The organism is Rhizobium sp. ZX09, from assembly GCF_017357485.1.
Taxonomy (GTDB): domain Bacteria; phylum Pseudomonadota; class Alphaproteobacteria; order Rhizobiales; family Rhizobiaceae; genus Agrobacterium; species Agrobacterium pusense.
In genome coordinates this window covers 1509583-1528677 of record NZ_CP031364.1, presented here as the reverse complement: position 1 = coordinate 1528677, position 19095 = coordinate 1509583, and the positions used below count along the sequence as shown (strand labels likewise).

Annotated in this window: 18 protein-coding genes and 1 riboswitch; of the genes, 7 read left to right on the top strand and 11 right to left on the bottom strand. The window is 60.2% G+C overall.

Annotated elements, in window-relative coordinates:
* Positions 1-66: 66 nt before the first annotated feature.
* Positions 67-1200, bottom strand: a complete 1134-nt coding sequence (locus tag BTN45_RS21735) for an ABC transporter substrate-binding protein (protein ID WP_111813432.1) — start codon at positions 1198-1200, stop codon at positions 67-69.
* Between the two features lie 113 nt (positions 1201-1313).
* Here BTN45_RS21735 and BTN45_RS21730 point away from each other — a divergent pair, with 113 nt between their 5' ends.
* Positions 1314-2138: a class I SAM-dependent methyltransferase gene (locus BTN45_RS21730; protein ID WP_207590976.1), complete on the top strand. Its 825-nt coding sequence runs from the start codon at positions 1314-1316 to the stop codon at positions 2136-2138.
* A 143-nt stretch (positions 2139-2281) separates the two neighbouring features.
* Here the strand turns inward: BTN45_RS21730 and BTN45_RS21725 are convergent, their stop codons facing one another.
* From BTN45_RS21725 to BTN45_RS21705, 5 genes are all read right to left on the bottom strand, one after another.
* Positions 2282-2686, bottom strand: a complete 405-nt coding sequence (locus BTN45_RS21725) for a pseudoazurin (RefSeq protein ID WP_246751750.1) — start codon at positions 2684-2686, stop codon at positions 2282-2284.
* A gap of 44 nt (positions 2687-2730) precedes the next feature.
* Positions 2731-3528 carry an ABC transporter ATP-binding protein gene (locus BTN45_RS21720; protein ID WP_113731639.1) on the bottom strand — a complete coding sequence of 266 codons (798 nt, stop codon included), beginning with the start codon at positions 3526-3528 and terminating at the stop codon, positions 2731-2733.
* The gene (locus BTN45_RS21715; RefSeq protein ID WP_037091029.1) at positions 3525-4553 is read right to left on the bottom strand and encodes an iron ABC transporter permease; all 1029 of its coding nucleotides are present in this window, start codon (positions 4551-4553) and stop codon (positions 3525-3527) included. Before BTN45_RS21715 ends, BTN45_RS21720 begins: the two co-directional genes overlap by 4 nt.
* Positions 4550-5581, bottom strand: a complete 1032-nt coding sequence (locus BTN45_RS21710) for an ABC transporter substrate-binding protein (protein WP_207590973.1) — start codon at positions 5579-5581, stop codon at positions 4550-4552. Before BTN45_RS21710 ends, BTN45_RS21715 begins: the two co-directional genes overlap by 4 nt.
* Positions 5582-5739: 158 nt before the next feature.
* Positions 5740-5974: riboswitch (cobalamin riboswitch) on the bottom strand.
* Positions 5975-6099: 125 nt separating this feature from the next.
* On the bottom strand, positions 6100-6978 hold the full coding sequence (locus tag BTN45_RS21705) for a GNAT family N-acetyltransferase (RefSeq protein WP_006698652.1): 879 nt from the start codon (positions 6976-6978) through the stop codon (positions 6100-6102).
* Positions 6979-7202: 224 nt separating this feature from the next.
* Here BTN45_RS21705 and argE point away from each other — a divergent pair, with 224 nt between their 5' ends.
* From argE to BTN45_RS21675, 6 genes are all read left to right on the top strand, one after another.
* Positions 7203-8327 (top strand): acetylornithine deacetylase, encoded by a 1125-nt coding sequence (argE, locus tag BTN45_RS21700; protein ID WP_207590971.1) that lies wholly within the window; start codon positions 7203-7205, stop codon positions 8325-8327.
* A 21-nt stretch (positions 8328-8348) separates the two neighbouring features.
* On the top strand, positions 8349-9272 hold the full coding sequence (locus tag BTN45_RS21695) for a glyoxylate/hydroxypyruvate reductase A (RefSeq protein WP_207590969.1): 924 nt from the start codon (positions 8349-8351) through the stop codon (positions 9270-9272).
* A 30-nt stretch (positions 9273-9302) separates the two neighbouring features.
* The gene (locus BTN45_RS21690) at positions 9303-9659 is read left to right on the top strand and encodes a cupin domain-containing protein (RefSeq protein ID WP_207590967.1); all 357 of its coding nucleotides are present in this window, start codon (positions 9303-9305) and stop codon (positions 9657-9659) included.
* Positions 9660-9851: 192 nt separating this feature from the next.
* On the top strand, positions 9852-11315 hold the full coding sequence (locus BTN45_RS21685; RefSeq protein WP_207590965.1) for an aldehyde dehydrogenase family protein: 1464 nt from the start codon (positions 9852-9854) through the stop codon (positions 11313-11315).
* 13 nt (positions 11316-11328) lie between these two features.
* The gene (locus BTN45_RS21680; protein WP_207590963.1) at positions 11329-12372 is read left to right on the top strand and encodes a tartrate dehydrogenase; all 1044 of its coding nucleotides are present in this window, start codon (positions 11329-11331) and stop codon (positions 12370-12372) included.
* A 15-nt stretch (positions 12373-12387) separates the two neighbouring features.
* Positions 12388-13845, top strand: a complete 1458-nt coding sequence (locus tag BTN45_RS21675; protein ID WP_207590961.1) for an NAD-dependent succinate-semialdehyde dehydrogenase — start codon at positions 12388-12390, stop codon at positions 13843-13845.
* A gap of 115 nt (positions 13846-13960) precedes the next feature.
* Here BTN45_RS21675 and BTN45_RS21670 read toward each other — a convergent pair whose 3' ends face one another.
* From BTN45_RS21670 to BTN45_RS21650, 5 genes are all read right to left on the bottom strand, one after another.
* The gene (locus BTN45_RS21670) at positions 13961-14587 is read right to left on the bottom strand and encodes a dual specificity protein phosphatase (RefSeq protein WP_207590960.1); all 627 of its coding nucleotides are present in this window, start codon (positions 14585-14587) and stop codon (positions 13961-13963) included.
* Between the two features lie 48 nt (positions 14588-14635).
* The gene (locus BTN45_RS21665) at positions 14636-15550 is read right to left on the bottom strand and encodes an inositol monophosphatase family protein (protein WP_207590959.1); all 915 of its coding nucleotides are present in this window, start codon (positions 15548-15550) and stop codon (positions 14636-14638) included.
* Positions 15551-15611: 61 nt separating this feature from the next.
* Positions 15612-16724, bottom strand: coding sequence for an ABC transporter substrate-binding protein (locus tag BTN45_RS21660; RefSeq protein WP_246751749.1), 1113 nt, complete (start codon positions 16722-16724; stop codon positions 15612-15614).
* Positions 16725-16783: 59 nt separating this feature from the next.
* Positions 16784-17923 carry an ABC transporter substrate-binding protein gene (locus tag BTN45_RS21655; RefSeq protein WP_207590958.1) on the bottom strand — a complete coding sequence of 380 codons (1140 nt, stop codon included), beginning with the start codon at positions 17921-17923 and terminating at the stop codon, positions 16784-16786.
* Positions 17924-17946: 23 nt separating this feature from the next.
* Positions 17947-19071, bottom strand: coding sequence for an ABC transporter substrate-binding protein (locus tag BTN45_RS21650; RefSeq protein WP_086132794.1), 1125 nt, complete (start codon positions 19069-19071; stop codon positions 17947-17949).
* Positions 19072-19095 lie beyond the last annotated feature (24 nt).

The window sequence follows — 19095 nt, the reverse complement described above, 5'->3', positions numbered from 1 at the left end:
ATGAAGCCGCGTGGCTGCGGCTTCATCCATCGAGTGGACCGGCGCTCCTCCTTCACCGTCCCTGTCTTATTTCCCATCCTTCAGCGAAACGAAGTAGCCGGGCTTGTAGTCAAGCGGCAGGAAGCGGGCGTGAAGTTCCTTGAACGTGGCTTCGGGATCGAGATCCTTGAAGAGATCAGGGTGCAGCCACTTGGCGATTTCCTGAATGGCCACGAACTGATAGGGATTGTTATAGAACTGGTGCCAGATGGCGTGGACATTGCCATCCTTCACGGCCTGGACGCCTGTGAAAGCCGGGCGTTTGGTCAGGTTTTCCAGCTTGCGACGGGCCTCCTTCACATCCGCGCCGTAACCGACGCCGACCCAGTTGCCGCCGGGAACATAACCGTTCCAGTTGCCGCCGGTGATGATGATCTGCTCCGGGTTGGAGGCAATGATCTGCTCAGGATTGACGGTGCCGAAGGTGCCCGGAATAATATCCTTGGCCATGTTGATGCCGCCCGCCAGCTCCACCATCTTGCCAAAATTCTCGTTGCCGAAAGACATGCAGCAATCGTCGGAGTAACCGCCGGCACGCTCCATGAACACTACAGGTTTCTTTGGATTTGCCTTTTCAAGCGTGTCCGTTACCTTCGCGATGGATTCCGCCCGGAACGTGATGAAATCTTCCGCGATTTTTTCCTTGCCGATCAGCTTGCCCATCAGACGCATGCTCGGCTCGGTGTTTTCCATCGGTTTTTCGCGGAAGTCGACATAGACCAGCGGAATGCCGACCTTTGCGAGCTTTTCGATGTAACCTGCCTCTTCGGTCGCCGTCTTCGCGTCGATGTTCATCAGAATGACGTCGGGCTTCAGGGCAACGGCCTGCTCGACATCGAAGGTGCCGTCCTTCATGCCGCCGAAAGTCGGCAGCTTGGCGATATCGGGGTATTTGGCGAGATAGGCGTCGTAGGTTTCCGGATCGGCCTTCGACAGATCGTCACGCCAGCCGACCACGTGCTGGAAAGGGTTTTCCTTGTCGAGCGCCGCCAGGAAGTAAATTTGCCGGCCTTCGCCGAGAATGACGTGCGAAACGGGAACGTTGACTTCGACATCCCGGCCGGTCACATCCTTGACGGTGACCTTTTCGGCCAATGCCGGCCATGCCGCAGATACGAGAAGGCCAAGGGCAAATGCCGCAGATTTGGCTGAGATGCGCATCGGATATTGCTCTCCAGTGTTGACTGGCGCGGCTGTATTATTTTCTGACTATACTAGTCAACATTTATGTTTTAGAGCCATTCTTAACTGACCGGTACATGAGCTGAAGACCAATGATCGACACCATAGAATATGGCAAAAACGACAGCCTGAGAGACGAAATCAAAGCCTACTGGTCCGGCCGCGCTGCGACTTTCGACCTGTCCCCCGGCCATGAAATTTTCTCCGAAGAGGAGCGCGAGGCGTGGCACGCGCTGATCTTGAGACATCTTGGTCCGGGTGAGGGGCGCAGCGCGCTCGATCTTGCCAGCGGCACCGGCGTCATCTCTCACCTCATGGACGATCTCGGATTTCAGGTTACCGGCATGGACTGGTCCGAAACAATGCTGGCGCTTTCCCGTGAAAAAGCAAAAAGCCGTGGGCGTAGCATCCGTTTCTTCGTCGGCGATGCCGAAAACACGATGGAGCCGGATGAGAGCGCCGATGTCATCATCACCCGCCATCTGGTCTGGACGCTGGTCGATCCACGGGCAAGTTTCGCGGAGTGGTTCCGAGTGCTGAAACCGGGTGGACGCCTGCTGATCGTGGATGGCGATTTCGTCAATACCAGCTGGCGCGAAAAACTGGTAAAGAAACTTGCGGCAGGTCTCGAAGGCTTGGGGTTGGTCAAACCGGATCAGCCGCACAAGCCAGCGGATCCGGAAAACACCTTCACCAGCATCCTGTCGCGTGTCTATTTTTCAAACGGTGCGAGAGCCGGCGAGGTTGCAGCGCTTCTGCGACAGACGGGTTTCGAACCTGTCGCAATCGATCAGGAACTCCAGGCCATTCACCGCGCCCAGGCGAAAAATTTCAGCCTGCTGAAAGGTATACTCCGGGGGCTGCAGCATCGTTATGCAGTCTGCGCGGTGAAGCCGGACATCACAGGCAAAACCTGAGGCTCCGTCTGTGTCCTCAGGCCTGACCGTGAGATCCAGAGCGTCAAGTCGCTGACCGTAGAAGACTGTCTTCTGATGACCAATGCGCAACGGTGACTGGGGGCGGATCATTCCCGGCCCTGTTGCACGGACTGACCGGCCCCTCATCTTTCCGCGCGCTCGAAAAGTTCCTCGAAACGCGGTTTTGCCCGCGCTGGCATGTCGACCGTCCGGTAGCTCTGCGGCAGGGTCGCATCGCCGACCTTGATCAGCATGACCATGCCCATGCCATAATGCGGTGAGCATTTGATACCGTAGAAACCCGGCTTGTCGAAACCGGTCTCGAATTCATCATTGATCCGGCTTTTGAAACCTTCCACACCTTCAGGAACCATCCCCTCAACGGTCGCGGCATTGTGACTCTTGTGGGTCGGCACGAAGCGGACGCGATCACCGGCGGTGATCTCCAGAAAATCGGGCTCGAACACCATTGGGCCCTTCTCGCCCCTGTTCAGCATTTTCACCTCGAACGTTTCTGCCGAGGCATGTACGGATAAACCCGACCCCATGAGGAGGGCAACGCCTGCAACTCTTGCAAGCCTCAGCAATTTCATCATGCCATGACCTTTCTTGCATGATCGGCCCGTCCGTGGGCCGGCAGAAAACGAATGTGCGAAAAGCCGCTTCCATCAACCGTCACAACGCATTCCACTCCGAAGACGGACGCTACCGTTGCCGGCGTCAGGACTTCGCGCGGCGCGCCGATGGCGATCATCTCACCGCGATGCATAATGGCGATGCGGTCGCAGAACATGGCGGCGTGATTGAGATCATGAAGGGCCGCCACAACGGTCAATCCCTGCCGGCGCACCAGATCGAGCAAGCCGATCTGGTGGCCGATGTCGAGGTGATTGGTCGGCTCGTCCAGCAGCAGAATATTGGGCTCCTGCGCCAATGCGCGGGCGATATGCAGTCGCTGGCGCTCACCACCGGAAAGGTGGTGCCAGCTGCGCTCCGCCTTGTCGGCCATGTCGACATTATCGAGCGCGGCCTCGACGATCGCGTCGTCATGCGCAGACCACGCCGAAAGTGGACCGAGATAGGGCGTGCGCCCCAATTCCACCGCCTGTCGTGCCGTGATGCGCTCGGTGGTTTCGGCCTGCTGCTCCACAAAAGCCAGCCGGCGAGCGAGTTCACGCCGTCCGAGGGAGGCGAGCGGATCGCCGCCGAGCATGACGTGACCCTGGCGCGGCTTGCGGATGCCGGCCAGCATGGAGAGCAGCGTGCTTTTACCGGACCCATTCGGGCCGATTATGCCGAGAAACTCTCCGGAACCGACATCGAGCGAGACACCGCGTACGATGTCGATATTGCCTGCGCGAAATTTCAGGTCATGAGCGGATAGCTTCACGAACGTCCCCTCTTCTGTCCGAGGATGAAGGCGAAGGCGGGCGCGCCGACAAGCGCGGTGATGACACCGATGGGCAGCACCTGCCCGGGAATGACAATGCGGGAGAGAATATCGGCGATGATCATGAATACCGCACCGGTCAATGCTGTCACCGGCAGCAGCAGCCCATGGCGGACGCCGACGAAGATGCGTGCCGCGTGGGGAATGACGAGGCCGACAAAGCCGATGGACCCGACCAGCGAGACCATCACCGCCGTCATGATCGCCGAAACCGAGATCAGTACTGCATAGGTCCGCCGCACCGGAATGCCGAGCGAGGCGGCCGCCTGCCCGCCGAAGGCGAAAGCATCAAGCGCCCGGGCGTGCCAGAGGCAAACCGCAAGACCGGCAACACTGACCGGCAGGGCCAGCCACACATCCGGCCAGCGCACGCCCGAGAGGTTCCCCAGCAGCCAGAACATGATACCGCGCGCCTGTTCGGCATTGGCGGATTTGGTGACGATGAAGGACGTCATGGCATTGAACAGTTGCGAACCGGCCACCCCGGCCAGGATGATGGCACTGTTGCCGTGCCCTGCACGCACCGCCAGAAGACTGACAAGCGAGAATGCGACGAAGGCACCGATCAGTGCCCCCGCCGGCATTGTCAGAAAGCCCGCCCCAAAGCCGAGAAGGGCCACGCCCACCGCTCCGGTGGAGGCGCCCGCGGAAATACCGAGGATATAGGGGTCGGCAAGCGGGTTGCGCAGCAGCGATTGCAGAACCGCGCCGGCAAGCGCCAGTGAAGCCCCGCAGCAGGCGGCCACGACGGCGCGGCTGAGACGATAGCTCCACACAATTCCCTCATCCAGCGGCTCCAGCGGATAACCGGCGTCAAACACCCGGTTGGCGATGGTTTTCGCCACCACATCGAATGGAATGGCGGTTTCGCCGATGGCCGCCCCGGCCATCAGCGCGCCGAGCAGCAGGGCGAGCGCGGCAAAAACCAGCCCTCCTCTGCCGAGATGGATTGAAAACCCGCTCACTTGGCGAGACCGGCAGCCGAAATTGCCTCAGCCAGCGTTTCAATGCCTTCGATCGTCCGGATGGTCGGGTTCATCGCTTGGGCATCCATCTCGAAGACGTGACCTTCCTTGACAGCTGGCATGATGCTGGCCACGGGATCGGTGGCGAGGAATTTCTGCTTGACGGCGATGTCGTCAGCCGGGAAACGGCGGCGGTCCATCTTTCCGGCCACAATCACCGAGGGATTGGCCTTGGCGATGGTTTCCCAACCGACCGTTGGCCATTCTTCGTCGCTCTCGATCACATTCTTCAGGCCGAGCGCCGACATGATGTAGCCGGGCGCGCCGTTGCGGCCCGCCACATAGGGATCGATATCCAGTTCCGCGCTGGAGAACCAGAAGACGGCGGAAAGCTTGCCGTTTGCGGAAGCAATCTTTGCGCGGGCAGCCTCTTCCCTTTTCTTGAGATCATTGACCACTTCTTCGCCGCGATCCTGGACGTTGAAAATCTGCGCAAGGTCGCGGATTTCCTGATAGATCAAATCCATTGTGAAGCCGGCCTTGCGCACGCCGTCGCCGCCCCCGGAATTGTCCTTGCCCACGCAATCTGCCGGCGAGGTGTAAACAGGAATGCCGAGTTCGGCGAATTGCGCCGGCGTACCGACAACGCCCTCGGGGCCGATCTGCCACTGGAACTGCGTTGTGACGAGGTCCGGCCTCTTTCCAACGACGGCCTCGAAGCTAGGATCATTGTCGGCCAGACGCTCCACCCTGGAATTGGCCTCCTCATAGCCCGAAAGGACCGGGCCGATCCACAGGGCCGTGCCAACGACCTTGTCGGCCAGTCCGAGCAGATAAAGAACCTCAGTCGTGCTCTGGCCGACGGAGACGGCGCGGGCGGGCGGCTGCTTGAAAGTGATGTCGTGACCGCAGCTTTTGATTGTCAAGGGATATACCGTTTCCGCGGCAGTGGCGGTGGCGGCGGGCAGAACTGCAAGCGCAGCAGCGAGAAAGCCGGCGCGGACCGGCAGGCGTCCAGAATGAAACATGTGTTCTCCAATCGAAATGAAATCGCTTGTTCCAGAGCAGCGGCGTCAGAATGCGCAGCAACCACGGAACGTCTTGTACGGAGAACGGTAACAGGACGCAAACCAAATGTTATGAAATAACATTACAATCTCCTCTTCCGGGCTTCCCCGCCCGTAACGATGGTTTATATTTTGACGGCAGGTCTCCTGACTCACGGATTTGCGCCTTTCATCTGCCTTCCCGCATTCCGGAGAATGCAGTGGCATGACGCCATCGGCGTCACGAGGATGAGCGGCAATCCGCTTACAGTTGCGGGGGCAGCCACGGCATTGGGCGATAATCATCACCCGCACCGTGTTCCCTATTAATCCCTTCGCCTTTCGGCTGCAGGAACCGTCGCTTTCTCACATAAGGGTCAAGGGGCAGTGCGTCAATCATCAAAGCATGTTTCTAGCGCAGCGGAACGCATCGCGTCGGGCGACGCCCGAAACAGGACCACCACATAATCAGTCGAATTGAGGCGGTTCAAAACTGCGCTTCAGCACAGCGATGGACCCGCAAGGGCGAAAATCCTCGCCGGACCCGAACCCGCAGGCTGCGGCGCCTGTTTCGACATGGTGGTAAGAGTTTCGATCACGACCAGGCCGGATTGCGTCAGAAAATCGGTCAATACGCCCTGGTCTTGCACGGCATCCAGACGGACGAGCTGATCGTCCAGATCGGCAAAATGCCGACTCACCAGCGCGACCGCATCTTTCTCCTCAACTGCGACGACCGGACCGACGATGTGACCTCGCCCGGCCGCCCGGCGCAGCGCGAAAGCCACCAGACGATCGACCTCGAAAAGGCCATAGCCAGTATTGTCGCGCAGAAGGCGTTGCAGCACGCCCCGCCTCGATACGCCCAAAGCCACCCGGTCAATCGTCACGACCGCCGACAAATGATCTTCCGAGAGGGGCTCGATCCGTTGCTTTCTGCCAAGCCCCGGTGTCTGCACGGGGGAGCGCGCCCTGCCCCGAAACAGCTGCACCTTTTCCGCATCTCCGGAAAAGCCTAGCCCTGCAAAAAGACGACGTGAAACGTCGGTGGCGTTCAGCCGCAAGACGGTTGCCGGGTATTTCGCCAGAAGCTGCCGCACCAGCCAGGGCGCCACGCCACGCCCCTGCAGACGTGGCGATACGATGACCATGCCGAGCGTCGCGAAACCCTGATCATAGGGAAAGAGCATCGCTGTCGCGACAACACGGTCGATCTCGTCCAGCGCAGCGAGACCGACACCGCATTGCCGCAGGAAACACCATTCATTGGCGTGATAGCGCCATCCGACCGCCATGGAGAGGGCGTGCAGACGATCTGCCTCCACATCGGCAATATCCACGGTCCGCAACTCGAAACTATCGACTTTGAGCAGCTCCATCGCAAACGGCTCTCACTCCCTCCAGCGCGGGGAACCAGCGTTCCCGGCGTCCAAGCCATGACGTCCGAGGATAACGAGCCATGCCAGCACGAATTTTCTGAAAGCACTGGAAGGACACAACAATCTACCGAAATACCTCGCTTTTCAGCAGATAAACGCCTTCGGCCGTTCTAAGCTTTTGCAATGAGCAATGCGGCCATCATAACGGGCCAACGGGGACGACCATGAACGCAATCGAAATCCTTGAGCGTCTCGTCGCCTTTCCGTCAGTGGTGGGAACGGCCAATGGCGACATTGCCGGATGGATTGCCGAATATTTGGAAAGCCATGGCGCAAGAGTATCCGTGATTCCGGGGCCGGAGGGAGACCGTGCCAATCTCTTCGCCACCTTCGGACCGGCCGATCGGGCCGGTTACATTCTGTCCGGCCACATGGATGTGGTACCCGCCGGAGAACCGGAATGGTCCTCCGATCCATTCCGGCTGAGAAAGGAAAACGACAGGCTTTACGGACGCGGGACGACCGACATGAAAGGTTTTCTGGCAACCGTCCTCGCCGCAGCGCCTGCCTATTCGCGCATGACGCTTCAGCGCCCCGTGCATATCGCCTTTTCCTACGACGAGGAGGCAGGTTGCCGCGGTGTTCCCCATCTCATCGCGCGCCTGCCGGAACTGTGCGCGCCACCGGCGGGCGCCATTATCGGCGAGCCCAGCAATTTGCGTTCCGTGCGTGCCCACAAGGGAAAAGCCGCGGCTCGGGTCAGCATCCGTGGCAGGTCAGGCCATTCTTCACGGCCCGATCAGGGAGTGAACGCCATTCATCTGATGGCAGGCATCATCGCGACTGCGGTGGAGGCGGCAGACGCGTTGACCCAGGGTCCTTTAGAGAAGACCTTCGAGCCGCCCTACTCGTCCCTGCAGATCGGTACCGTCAACGGCGGACAGGCGATCAACATCATTCCCGATCATTGCGCCATCGAACTGGAGGCAAGGGCTATTTCAGGTGTCTCGCCAATCGACCTGCTGGAGCCGGTACGACGTAGCGTGGAGGCGCTCACCGCGACAGGTGTCGATATCGAATGGCTGCCGATGAGCGCCTATCCGGCGCTGTCGCTTCTCGCCGAGGCCCCGCTTGCCTCGCTTTTGGAGGAGCTGACCGGCACTCCCGGTCTCGCGGCCGTCAGCTATGGCACGGAGGCCGGGCTCTTTCAGGCAGCGGGCATCGACGCCATCATCTGCGGCCCCGGCGATATCGGCCGCGCCCATAAACCGGACGAATTCATAACAGCGGGCGAACTTTCCGCCTGCCAGTCGATGCTGGAAATGCTCGGCCGGCGCTGCACGGCATGAACCCTCGAGACCACGGATCAGATGACATTTCTCTTTAACTCCGACGCCAGACGCGGCGAAATCTTCCGGCAGGCCCTGGCTGACGAATTGCCGGATCTCCCCTTCGCAATGGATGCCTCCAAGGTCGATCCCGATGCAGTCCGTTACCTCATCACCTGGACGGTGCCGGAGGATATAGCGCGTTATCGTAACCTCGAAATCCTCTTTTCGATCGGGGCCGGTGTGGACCAGTTTCACATCGATACGGTCCCGCAGACGGTGAAAGTCGTACGCATGGTGGATGAGGGGATCATCCGCATGATGCAGGAATATATCTGCCTCGGCGTGCTCGCCCTTCACCGCAATCTCCCCGCCTATCTGAAACAGCAGCGGCAGCAGTTGTGGAAGACGCTGCCGCAACGGCAGGCAGAAGACTGCCGGATTGGCGTTCTTGGCCTCGGCATGCTGGGCGTCGCAGCGCTGGAGCGGTTAAGAACTTTCGGCTTTCCGCTCGCCGGCTGGAGCCGGTCGCCGCGCGAGATCGATGGCGTCACCTGTCACCATGGCGATGATGGGCTGAAAGCCACACTCTCCACCAGCGACATCCTCATCTGCCTGCTGCCGCTGACGGACGAGACCACCGGACTTCTCAACGCCCAGCGCCTGAGCCTTTTACCCGATGGCGCGGGACTTGTTCACGCCGGACGTGGCAGACAGCTCGATCACGGCGCACTCCTCGATGCGCTCGATAAAGGCCGGCTCTCGGGTGCAGTGGTCGACGTTACGGATCCCGAACCGTTGCCCGAAGACCATCCTTTCTGGACCCACCCCAAAATTCTCCTGACGCCGCATATCGCCAGCGTCACTCAGCCCCATTCCGCGGCACGCACCGTTGTCGAAAACATCAAACGCCACGAGACCGGTCTTCAACCGCTCGGCCTTGTCGACCGCCGCCGCGGATATTGATCATCACGCCTGTTTCAGAAAGGAAAATTCATGCTGCTTCTCAAGCCCATCGATACCAACCCCGACTTCGAGCCCAAGGCCTCCAGGGCGCTGCCAGAACGCCTCATTGCAGGCGACCCGTCGTTCAAGACCTGGGCGCTTGACGAAGCTCGCGACGGAACCGTGAAGACAGGCATTTGGGAAGCGACACCGGGGGAAAGCCGTTCCATCAAAGGTGAGACCTTCGAGTTCTGCCATATTCTGGCCGGCGTCATCGAAATCACCCCTGATGGCGGCGAACCGCAGCGTTATACGGCGGGCGACAGTTTCGTAATGAAACCCGGTTTCGTCGGCGTCTGGAAGACCATCGAGACGGTGCGCAAAATCTACGTCACAGTGAACGGATGAGGCGTATCTCGCCGGTTTTCCAGGTTGCCGGCGATGACGGGAACCGGCGAGAGGCCGCAGACAGCACGCACCAAAGATTGCGCTGTCTGGCAACGGTAAAACGGGATTTTCGTTCACTGCCACGGCTGCAGTCGGTCGATTTCGCTTGCCGACAGGAATTAGCTTTGAGGGCATATTCAAAGGGGATTTCCCATGACGCTCAGCTTCGATCCAGACAGCCTGTCCCTGCCAATCGGCCACTTCATCGGCAGCAGGCTCGTCACCGCTGAAAACGGTATCGACATGCACCGCCCATCGGACGGGGCCCCATATGCCGGGTGCCCGAAGGCGGATGCAGCCCTGGTGGATGAAGCGGTGCAAACGGCCAAGGCCGCACTGAAAAGCAGCAACTGGGGCGGGGTGCGCCCGCGCGAGCGCACCCGGGTCCTGCAACGCTGGGCTGACCTGATAGAGCAGGAAGCCGAGACGCTGGCAAAGATCGAGGCGCTGTCCTCGACCCGGCCGGTAGGCCAACTGATCGCCGGCGATATCGCCGTGACCGCCGAGCAAATCCGCTTCTTCGCCGAATTCGCCGACAAGGAAGGCGGCGATCTGGTGCCGACCGACGACACGAGCCTCGGCATGATCATGACGGAGCCCTATGGCGTGGTGGGTGCGATTACACCGTGGAATTTTCCGGTCTCCATGGCTGGCTGGAAGCTTGGCCCGGCGCTTGCGGCAGGCAATGCCGTGGTGCTGAAACCTTCGGAGATGACGCCCTTCTCCAGTATTTTCATGGCGCAGCTGGCGATCAAGGCCGGGTTACCCGCCGGCCTCATCAACATCGTGCTGGGCGACGGTCCCGTCACGGGCAACGCCATCACCGGCCATCCCGAGATTTCCAAGGTGAGCTTCACCGGCTCCACCGCCGCGGGAGCCGCCATCATGGCCAATATCGCCCGTACAGGGATCAAGCCCATGACGCTGGAACTTGGTGGCAAGAGCCCACAGATTGTCTTCGCCGATGCGGATATCGAAAAGGCGGCGACGGCCATCGCCGGCAATATTCTCTCCAATGCCGGGCAGGCCTGTGTGGCCGGCTCGCGCATCCTCGTGGAGGACAGTGCGGTAGATGCCCTCTCCGCCGCAATCATCGCCCGCATGAAGGCGGTGAAGCCCGGGCCCACCTGGGACGAGACAACACAATATTCGCCTATTATCTCCGAGGTGCAGCGCAAGCGCATCGACGGTATCGTGCAGGCGGCGGTCTCCCATGGCGGCGAATGCCTTACCGGTGGCGCGATCATGGACGGCCCCGGCTATTTCTACCAGCCGACACTGATCGCCAATGTCGACCAGACCTCCCCCGCCGTGACCGAGGAGATCTTCGGGCCGGTGCTGACGCTGCAGACCTTCCGCACGGAAGAAGAGGCTCTTTCGCTTTCCGATCATCCGACCTACGGTCTGGCGGCGGGTCTTTTCAGCCGTGACGTCTCACGCGTCATGCGCCTGTCCCGCGCCATCCAGGCGGGTACGATCTGGGTCAACCGTTACGGCCGCTCGCGCGACCACATTCTGCCTACCGGCGGCTACAAACGTTCCGGCATCGGCAAGGATCTCGGACGGGAAGCCTATCTCGCCAACCGCAAGAGCAAGAGCGTCCTGATTGGACTGTGACAGGGGAAATTTCTTGAAAACGCATCGCATCGCACTCATTCCCGGCGACGGCATCGGCAAGAGCGTCACTCATGCCGCATGGCAGGTACTCAACGCCGCCGCCAGAACCTCCGGTTTTGCGCTTGAAGGAACGGAGTTCCCCTGGTCCTGCGCGTTCTATCAGGAAACCGGCGCGATGATGCCCAAGGACGGTATTGAGACCCTGCGCGGTTTCGACGCCATACTCCTCGGGGCCGTAGGCTGGCCGGCCGAAGTTCCGGATTCGGTATCTCTGCACGGCCTGCTGCTGCCGATCCGCAAGGCCTTCGTGCAATATGCCAATATCCGACCGCACCGATTGCTTCCCGGTGTCGAAGGTCCGTTGAAGGCGGATCGATTCGATATCCTCTGCATTCGCGAAAATACCGAGGGCGAATATTCCGGCGCCGGTGGCCGGGTCCATCAGGGCACGGACGATGAGGTGGCCGTGGAAACCTCGATCTTCACGCGGACGGGCGTGGAGCGCATCCTGCGTTTCGGCTTCGAACAGGCGCAGAAACGTCGCGGCAAGCTGGCCTCGATCACCAAGTCGAATGCCCAGAAATATTCGATGGTGTTCTGGGATGAGGTAACGCACAGGCTCGCCGCCGAATATCCCGGTGTCGAGGTTTCCAGCTACCACATCGACGCCATGGCGGCGCGCATGGTGATGGCGCCGGAAAGCCTCGATGTCGTCGTCGCCTCCAATCTCTTCGGCGATATTCTGACCGACCTGGGCGCGGCCATTCAGGGCGGTCTCGGATTTGCCGCCTCCGCCAATATCAATCCCGACCGCAGCGCGCCCTCCATGTTCGAGCCGGTGCACGGTTCAGCGCCTGACATCGCCCATCTCGGCATCGCGAACCCAATCGCCGCCATCTGGTCGGGGGCGATGATGCTCGAGCATCTCGGGGAAAAGAATGCCGCGGCTCGGGTTATGGCCGCACTGGAAACGACGACCGGCCGGGGTATCGGCACCGTGCCGGGCAGGGATGAGACGGACGCCATAACGGCTGCAGTTCTCGCAGCGCTCGACTGATTTCGGAGACGGATGATGCAAGGTTTGAAGGACAGGGATCTCTTTCGCCAGGCCGGCCTGATCGGCGGTGCATGGAAGGCAGCGGCATCGGGCAAGGCGGTCGACGTGATCGACCCGGCAACGCAGGCAGTCATCGGCAGCGTGCCGGATATGGGCGGAAGGGAAACCCGGGCGGCGGTGGAGGCCGCCGATGCGGCCTTCGGCCCCTGGAGAAAAAAGACCCATGCCGAGCGGGCGGCCCTTCTCGAAAAATGGTTCGCCCTGATGATCGAGCATATGGACGATCTTGCGCTGATCCTGACCACGGAACAGGGCAAGCCGCTTGAGGAGGCGAAGGGAGAAATCCGCTATGGCGCATCCTTCGTCAAATGGTTCGCGGAAGAAGCTCGCCGTATTGGCGGCAGCACCATCCCTTCACCGACACCGGACCGGCGCATCGTGGTGCTGAAAGAACCGGTCGGCGTCTGCGGCATCGTCACCCCGTGGAACTTCCCGAACGCGATGATCACGCGCAAGGTTGCACCCGCGCTTGCCGCCGGCTGCACCGTCGTCATCAAGCCTTCCGAATTCACGCCCTATTCGGCACTGGCGCTCGGTGTTCTTGCCGAACGGGCCGGTATTCCCGCTGGCGTCATCAACATCGTGACGGGCATGCCGACCGATATCGGCAACGAAATCATGGCGAATGAGACGGTGCGGAAAATTTCCTTCACGGGCTCAACCCGCGTTGGCTCACTCCTGATGCGAGGCGCTGCCGACAGTGTAAAGCGGCTCTCGCTGGAACTGGGCGGCAACGCGCCCTTTATCGTTTTCGACGATGCCGATCTCGATCTGGCCGTGGAAGGCGCGCTCGTTTCGAAGTTCCGCAATGGTGGGCAGACCTGCGTCTGCGCCAACCGCATTCTCGTTCAGGCAGGCGTTTATGACGCCTTTGCAAAAAAACTGGCGGATCGCGTTGATGCCATGCGGGTCGGTCCCGGAACGGAGGCCGGTGTGTCCATCGGCCCGATGATCAATGAGCCGGCCATAACGAAGATCCGCGCCCATGTGGAAGATGCCGTGGCCAAAGGTGCGAAGATCATCACCAGACCCCGCCCTCTACCAGAAGGTCCGCAATACACCGCCCCCATTGTGCTGACCGGCGCAACGACCGGCATGCGTCTGGCAAGCGAAGAGACCTTCGGCCCGGTCGCTCCCCTCTTCCGTTTTGAAACGGAAGAAGAGGCGATCGCCATCGCCAACGGTACCCCGTTTGGGCTTGCGGCCTACTTCTACACTGAAAGCCTCAGACGCGCCTGGCGCGTGGGTGAAGCGCTGGAATTCGGAATGGTGGGCCTCAACACCGGCGCGATTTCCACCGAGGTCGCGCCTTTTGGCGGGGTCAAGCAATCCGGCCTTGGCCGCGAAGGCGCGCAGGTCGGCATCGAAGAATATCTGGAAATAAAGACGTTCCATATCGGCGGACTTGCCTGATACTTCTTTCCCATCCCCGACTAAAGGGTCGCCCAGCGACCCTTCTTTTTTGCAGATCGACAAGAAACGAGATGCCTGTGCGGAATGGGAAGCGCGGCCCGAATGAGCGCCTTCTTCAGTGGGCCGCCTCGATCATCGCGATCCAGCCGGCAGCCCGCCGAGCGGCTTCGGCCAGGACGGGTTTCGGAGCCTTATACCACTCATTTTCCGGCAGTTCTCGTTTCAGACGAACGAAGCTTATCGCGTCGTCCAGGGTCGGAAACTCCGCTGGCAGTGTGAGATGGAGGAAGAGCGCGACGACGGCGACAGAGCGGGAACGGCCGCCCCGGCAATTGATGAGCACATTGCCGCGCTCCCGGCGGGGGTAAGATGGTTTTTCCGGCAGAATCTGCTCCAGCGCCGCCCGCAGAATATAATGGGCTGCCACCATTTGGGTATCAGGATTCCCGGCTCCGTCGATCAGACCGATCTTGTAATATCGGATTTCGCCCGGCCCATAGACGCTGCCTTCATGATCTGAAACCACATCGGACTGCTCCACGAAATTGAAGTCCAGATTGACGGCGCAATTGACGACGGTGGTAATGCCGTTCTGACGCAGAAGATTGAGGTCGCTCGCACCCTCTTTGCCCGAAATGAAGAGATCGACACCATAAAGCGGATGCCGTTCATAGATGCGGCTGAGCTTCGGCAGTTCGCCGCTCTCCTGCTCTCGGGCTATGGTCTGTTGCGGTTGCGGCATGTCATGTCTCCCCGGCACCGGTACGGCAGCCATCATATCTTTGCTTTTTCAGTTTTCTGCGGCGGTTGGCCCGTGTTGCACCGACGTCTTGGCGCTGCGGCTTGCGGATATGGCTCGTGCCACCCGCTGCAATGTCGGATAGTTGGCCCCCTCACCCGTGGCTATATAACCCGGGCAAAGGAATTCGGCGGCGCCTTCCGCCACCTTTCCAAGAGTGAGAGGTTCATAGGCGCCGCCGGCATTTTTGAGAATGAGGATGGCGGCTGCCACATCCCAGGCGTTGACGCCGAAACCAGCGGCCGCATCCGTCCAGCCCGCCGCGACGTGAGCAATGCTGAGCGCAGCGCTGCCGGGCCGGCGCAATGTAGAAAAGGTCTCAGTAAGAGTACCGAAATTGGCGAGCGCCGCTTCCCGCCCATCCAGCCGGAAATCGCGCGAGACGGGATAGCCGGTGATGAGCGTCGCCCGTGTCTCGTCCGAGACGCTACGCGAGCGCAGCCTTTCGCCGTTCAGATAAGACGCCTGGACATCGGCCGAAAACATCTGCTCCGCGACAGGGTCATAAACCACGCCGGCAACAACCTTCCCGTCGATAACGGCGGCAATGGACACGCACCAGAAGGCAAGGCCGCGGGCGAAATTTGCCGTGCCGTCGATGGGGTCGACATACCATTGCACCTCACCGCTACCGATCTGGCCGCCCTCCTCACCCATGATGGCCGAGTTGGGTTCCCGTTCGAGAATGATGGTGCGAATGGCGACCTCAGCGCGCTTGTCGTGGATAGTCACGATATCGTGGAGATCGACCTTGTAGTCCACTGTCATATCCGATCGGAATGCCGCAAGCAGAGGATCGCGCACGGCACGCGCCGCTGTTTCGGCGATTTTCATCAACCGCACGGAGCGGGAAAATGCGCCCTCATCTCCAGGATTTCGTTCGCTCAATGAGGTCTGCATCGGCATGTCCATTCCGTTCATTCGCAAAAAGGAGGAGGCGGTGCGGCCAGGACCGCGCCAGCCGGGATTACTTCGTGTAGTTGACGCGCCAGAAATCCTGCCACTCCTCGCGCCGATCGAAATCATCGAGACCCGTAGCAGAATTGTATCCCATCAGCCGGTCGGCAACATTCATCAGCCCCGAAGGCTCATCATCCGGCATCTTGATGTCGGTATTGGTCGGCAGCTTACCGTCCTTCATCTGCGGGGCGATGCCCTCTTCCGTCAGGATATAGTGGATAAAGAGCTTGGCCGTGTTCGGGCTTTTGGTCTTGGAGGCCATCAGGCCGAGCTTGATATAGGTCCAGCCGACCCAGGGATCGAGGTCGGTGCAGAGGCCGAGCTTGTAGCCCTTGTCGGCATTGTCGCGAAATTTGGCTGAACTTAGCAGGCCGAAGAAGGGCTGGTTCTGGCCGGGCGCGCCGACCGCTTCCGCAACCGGGTCGTCGCCGTCGGTGGCGAGCGGGCCATTCGCAGCCAGCGCCTTTATCCACGCAGCTGCCGCACTCTTTTCCTCCGTCTCCCTGCCGAAATGAGCCTTATAGGCCGCCGCTATCTTTTCATTACCGTGGGCTTCAAGCTGGTTGAACCAGTCGGTATAGGTGCTCTTGCTGAGCGGATCGACCATGGCGACCTTGCCTTTCCATTTCGGCTCGGTCAGTTCCCAGATATTCGTCACCGGGCATTTGTCATAGGCTTCGGTATTATACGCCCAGACGTTGGCGTTGGTGGAAATGGCCAGTGGGTTTTGAAACTGCGCCGGAATTTTCGAGGTCATGTCGCCCGGCAGGTAATTTTCCACAAAACCCGCCGGCAGAAGCTGGGCAAGTGCAGAGGGCGCATCGGTAATCAACACCACATCCCCCTGCACATTGTTCGACTGGCTTTCGCGGATGATCATCTCCAGCTGGCTATTGGCGGAGACCTTTACGCCCGTCGCCTTCAGCCCGTATTTGGCGCTGAATTTATCCGCCATCTCAACGATCTTGCCGGTGCTGTCATAGATGTTGATCGGCTTCTCCTGCTTTGCCGCCGCAAGGACGGCGTCGAGATCGAAGGGCTCTTCAGCCGCGGCGGCCAGAGCGGAAGCGCCTATAATCATTGCACCTGCGGCCATGGCCGAGGCAGCCCTCAATTTCATTTTTCGCATCGTTTCCCCTCCCAAGGAAAAGACAGGCGGGTTTGCACCCCGCCTTCCGTTTATTTTTTGTAATTCACACGCCAGAAATCCTGCCAGCCTTCGCGCTTGTCGAGATCGTCGGCCGCCGTTGCGGCGTCGAAAGCCATCAGCTCATCGAGATGATCGGCGACCCTCGAAGGCTCATCCGCCGGCAGGGCGATTTTCATATTGCCGGAAAGCTTGCCGTCAGCGGTCTGTGGCGCGATGCCTTCTTCCGTCATCAGATAATGCAGGAAGAGTTTCGCGGCATTCGGGCTTTTCGTTTGCCCGGCAATCAGGCCGAAACCGGGATAGAGGAATCCGGAAAATGGCTTTACACCGCTGCAAAGACCGAGCTTCAGCCCCTTGGCTTCATTGTCACGATACTTCGCGACCGAGGTGATGACGAAGAAGGGATCGGTCTGTCCCGGAGCACCGGCAGCGTCCGCCACCGAACTGGAATCCGTCAGGAGCGGCGCATTTTCGGCAAAGGCTTTCACCCAGGCAGCCGTTGCGCTTCTTTCGCCCGTTTCCAGCTTGTTGCCGTAGAGGTCCTCGTAGGCTTTGGCGACATCGGCATCGTGGTGGGTTTCGATCTGGTTGAACCAGTCGGCATAAAGCGGTTTGTCGAATAGATCGAGCATGGCAAGCTTGCCCTTCCAACGCGGCTCCGTCAGCTGCCAGATGTTGGTGACCGGGCATGTGTCGTATTTCTCGGTATTGTAGGTCCAGACATGCGGGTCTGAGACGACCACGAGCGGATCCCGCAGCTTCTGCGGAATATCGCCTTCGATATCAGGCGGCGTCCAGCTGGTAGCGATACCTGCCGGCAGAAGCTCACCCATGGCGGAGGCAACATCCGTGGCCACGCTCACATCGCCGACGACATTGCCAGCCCGATGTTCGCGGATCATCAGCTCGACCTGCGTCGCCTCGTTCATCTTCTTGCCGCTGGCCTGCACGCCATACTTGGCCGTAAACGCCTGCGCGGTATCCACGATCTTACCGGTCACCGCATAAACCGTAATCGGCTTTTCCTTCTTCGCGGCAGCGATGAGCGCATCGAGATTGAAGGCTTCCTGCGCATGCGCGGCCCCGCCAAGTGCCAGCGAGACGCCGAGGCAAAGTGCGGAGGCGGTCCCCCGCCGCCTGCGCTCGTTGCCATTATTATTCCTAGCCATGATCGTCACGAATTGGTCCCCCATTATTTTTTGTAGTTCACACGCCAGAAGTCCTGCCAGGTTTCACGCGCATCCCAGTCTTCAAGACTGGTCGCCATGCTGTAGGGCAGAATGTTATCGAGGACGGCGCCAATACCCGATGGCTCGTCGGCGGGCAGACTTACCTCCCTGTTGGTCGACATTTTGCCGTCGATCGCCTGCGGCGCGATGCCTTCGGCAGTCATGATGTAGTGAATGAAAAGCTTCGCCGCATTCGGGCTGTTCGTGCCCTTGGTGATCAGCCCGACGCCCGGATAGAGCCAGCCGACCCAGGGTTTCAGCTCCTTGCAGAGGCCGAGTTTCGTGCCCTTCTCGGCATTGTCACGGAACTTGGCCGAGCTGATGAGGCCCATGAAGGGTTCTTTCTGACCGGGAGCACCAACGGCTTCGGCAGCAGCCGCATCGGCGTCGGTCAGAAGCGGAGCATTGGCGGCAAGCGCCTTCACCCAGGCTGCCGTCGCGCTCTTTTCCCCGGTTTCGAGGTCCTTGCCGTAAAGCGCCTTATAGGCCGCTTTCACTTCACCATCGCCGTGGCTGGCCATCTGGTTGAACCAGTCGACATAGGATGCCTTGCCGAGCGGATCCTGCATCGCCACCTTCCCCTTCCACTTCGGGTCGGTCAGTTCCCAGATATTGGAAACGGGGCATTTGTCGAAGAGTTCGCTATTATAAGCCCAGACATTGGCGCTGGTGACGACGGTCAGCGGGTCCTGATACTCCGGCGGAATATTGCCGGCCATATCCGGCGGCAGCCAGCTTTCGACAAAACCGAGCGGAATAAGCTGCGCCATCGCGGCCGGCGCATCGCTGATGATCGAGACGTCACCCTGAATATTGTTGGCGCGCGCCTCGCGGATGATCATCTCCAGCTGGGCGGAGGCCTTCACCTTCGCGCCCTCAGCGCCGACACCGTATTTCGCGGCGAAGTTCTTCGCCATTTCAACGATCTTTCCCGTGCTGTCATAGACGGTGATCGGTTTTTCCTTTTTCGCCGCCTCGATCAGGGCATTGAGGTCGAAAGGCTCTCCCGCTTTCGCCACGCCGCCAAGCGTTGCGGCAATCGCCGTTGCGCATAAGAGCCGGCTCAGGCCCGCTATTGTCCGCTTCATCCTGCTTCTCCTTCAGCCGTCTCG

Excerpts from the sequence above, each read along its gene's own strand:
- BTN45_RS21735 (WP_111813432.1), bottom strand. The coding sequence starts at position 1,200 with ATGCGCATCTCAGCCAAATCTGCGGCATTTGCCCTTGGCCTTCTCGTA.
- BTN45_RS21730 (WP_207590976.1), top strand. The coding sequence starts at position 1,314 with ATGATCGACACCATAGAATATGGCAAAAACGACAGCCTGAGAGACGAA.
- BTN45_RS21725 (WP_246751750.1), bottom strand. The coding sequence starts at position 2,686 with ATGGGGTCGGGTTTATCCGTACATGCCTCGGCAGAAACGTTCGAGGTG.
- BTN45_RS21710 (WP_207590973.1), bottom strand. The coding sequence starts at position 5,581 with ATGTTTCATTCTGGACGCCTGCCGGTCCGCGCCGGCTTTCTCGCTGCT.
- BTN45_RS21705 (WP_006698652.1), bottom strand. The coding sequence starts at position 6,978 with ATGGAGCTGCTCAAAGTCGATAGTTTCGAGTTGCGGACCGTGGATATT.
- argE (WP_207590971.1), top strand. The coding sequence starts at position 7,203 with ATGAACGCAATCGAAATCCTTGAGCGTCTCGTCGCCTTTCCGTCAGTG.
- BTN45_RS21695 (WP_207590969.1), top strand. The coding sequence starts at position 8,349 with ATGACATTTCTCTTTAACTCCGACGCCAGACGCGGCGAAATCTTCCGG.
- BTN45_RS21690 (WP_207590967.1), top strand. The coding sequence starts at position 9,303 with ATGCTGCTTCTCAAGCCCATCGATACCAACCCCGACTTCGAGCCCAAG.
- BTN45_RS21685 (WP_207590965.1), top strand. The coding sequence starts at position 9,852 with ATGACGCTCAGCTTCGATCCAGACAGCCTGTCCCTGCCAATCGGCCAC.
- BTN45_RS21675 (WP_207590961.1), top strand. The coding sequence starts at position 12,388 with ATGCAAGGTTTGAAGGACAGGGATCTCTTTCGCCAGGCCGGCCTGATC.
- BTN45_RS21670 (WP_207590960.1), bottom strand. The coding sequence starts at position 14,587 with ATGCCGCAACCGCAACAGACCATAGCCCGAGAGCAGGAGAGCGGCGAA.
- BTN45_RS21665 (WP_207590959.1), bottom strand. The coding sequence starts at position 15,550 with ATGCCGATGCAGACCTCATTGAGCGAACGAAATCCTGGAGATGAGGGC.
- BTN45_RS21660 (WP_246751749.1), bottom strand. The coding sequence starts at position 16,724 with ATGAAATTGAGGGCTGCCTCGGCCATGGCCGCAGGTGCAATGATTATA.
- BTN45_RS21655 (WP_207590958.1), bottom strand. The coding sequence starts at position 17,923 with ATGGCTAGGAATAATAATGGCAACGAGCGCAGGCGGCGGGGGACCGCC.
- BTN45_RS21650 (WP_086132794.1), bottom strand. The coding sequence starts at position 19,071 with ATGAAGCGGACAATAGCGGGCCTGAGCCGGCTCTTATGCGCAACGGCG.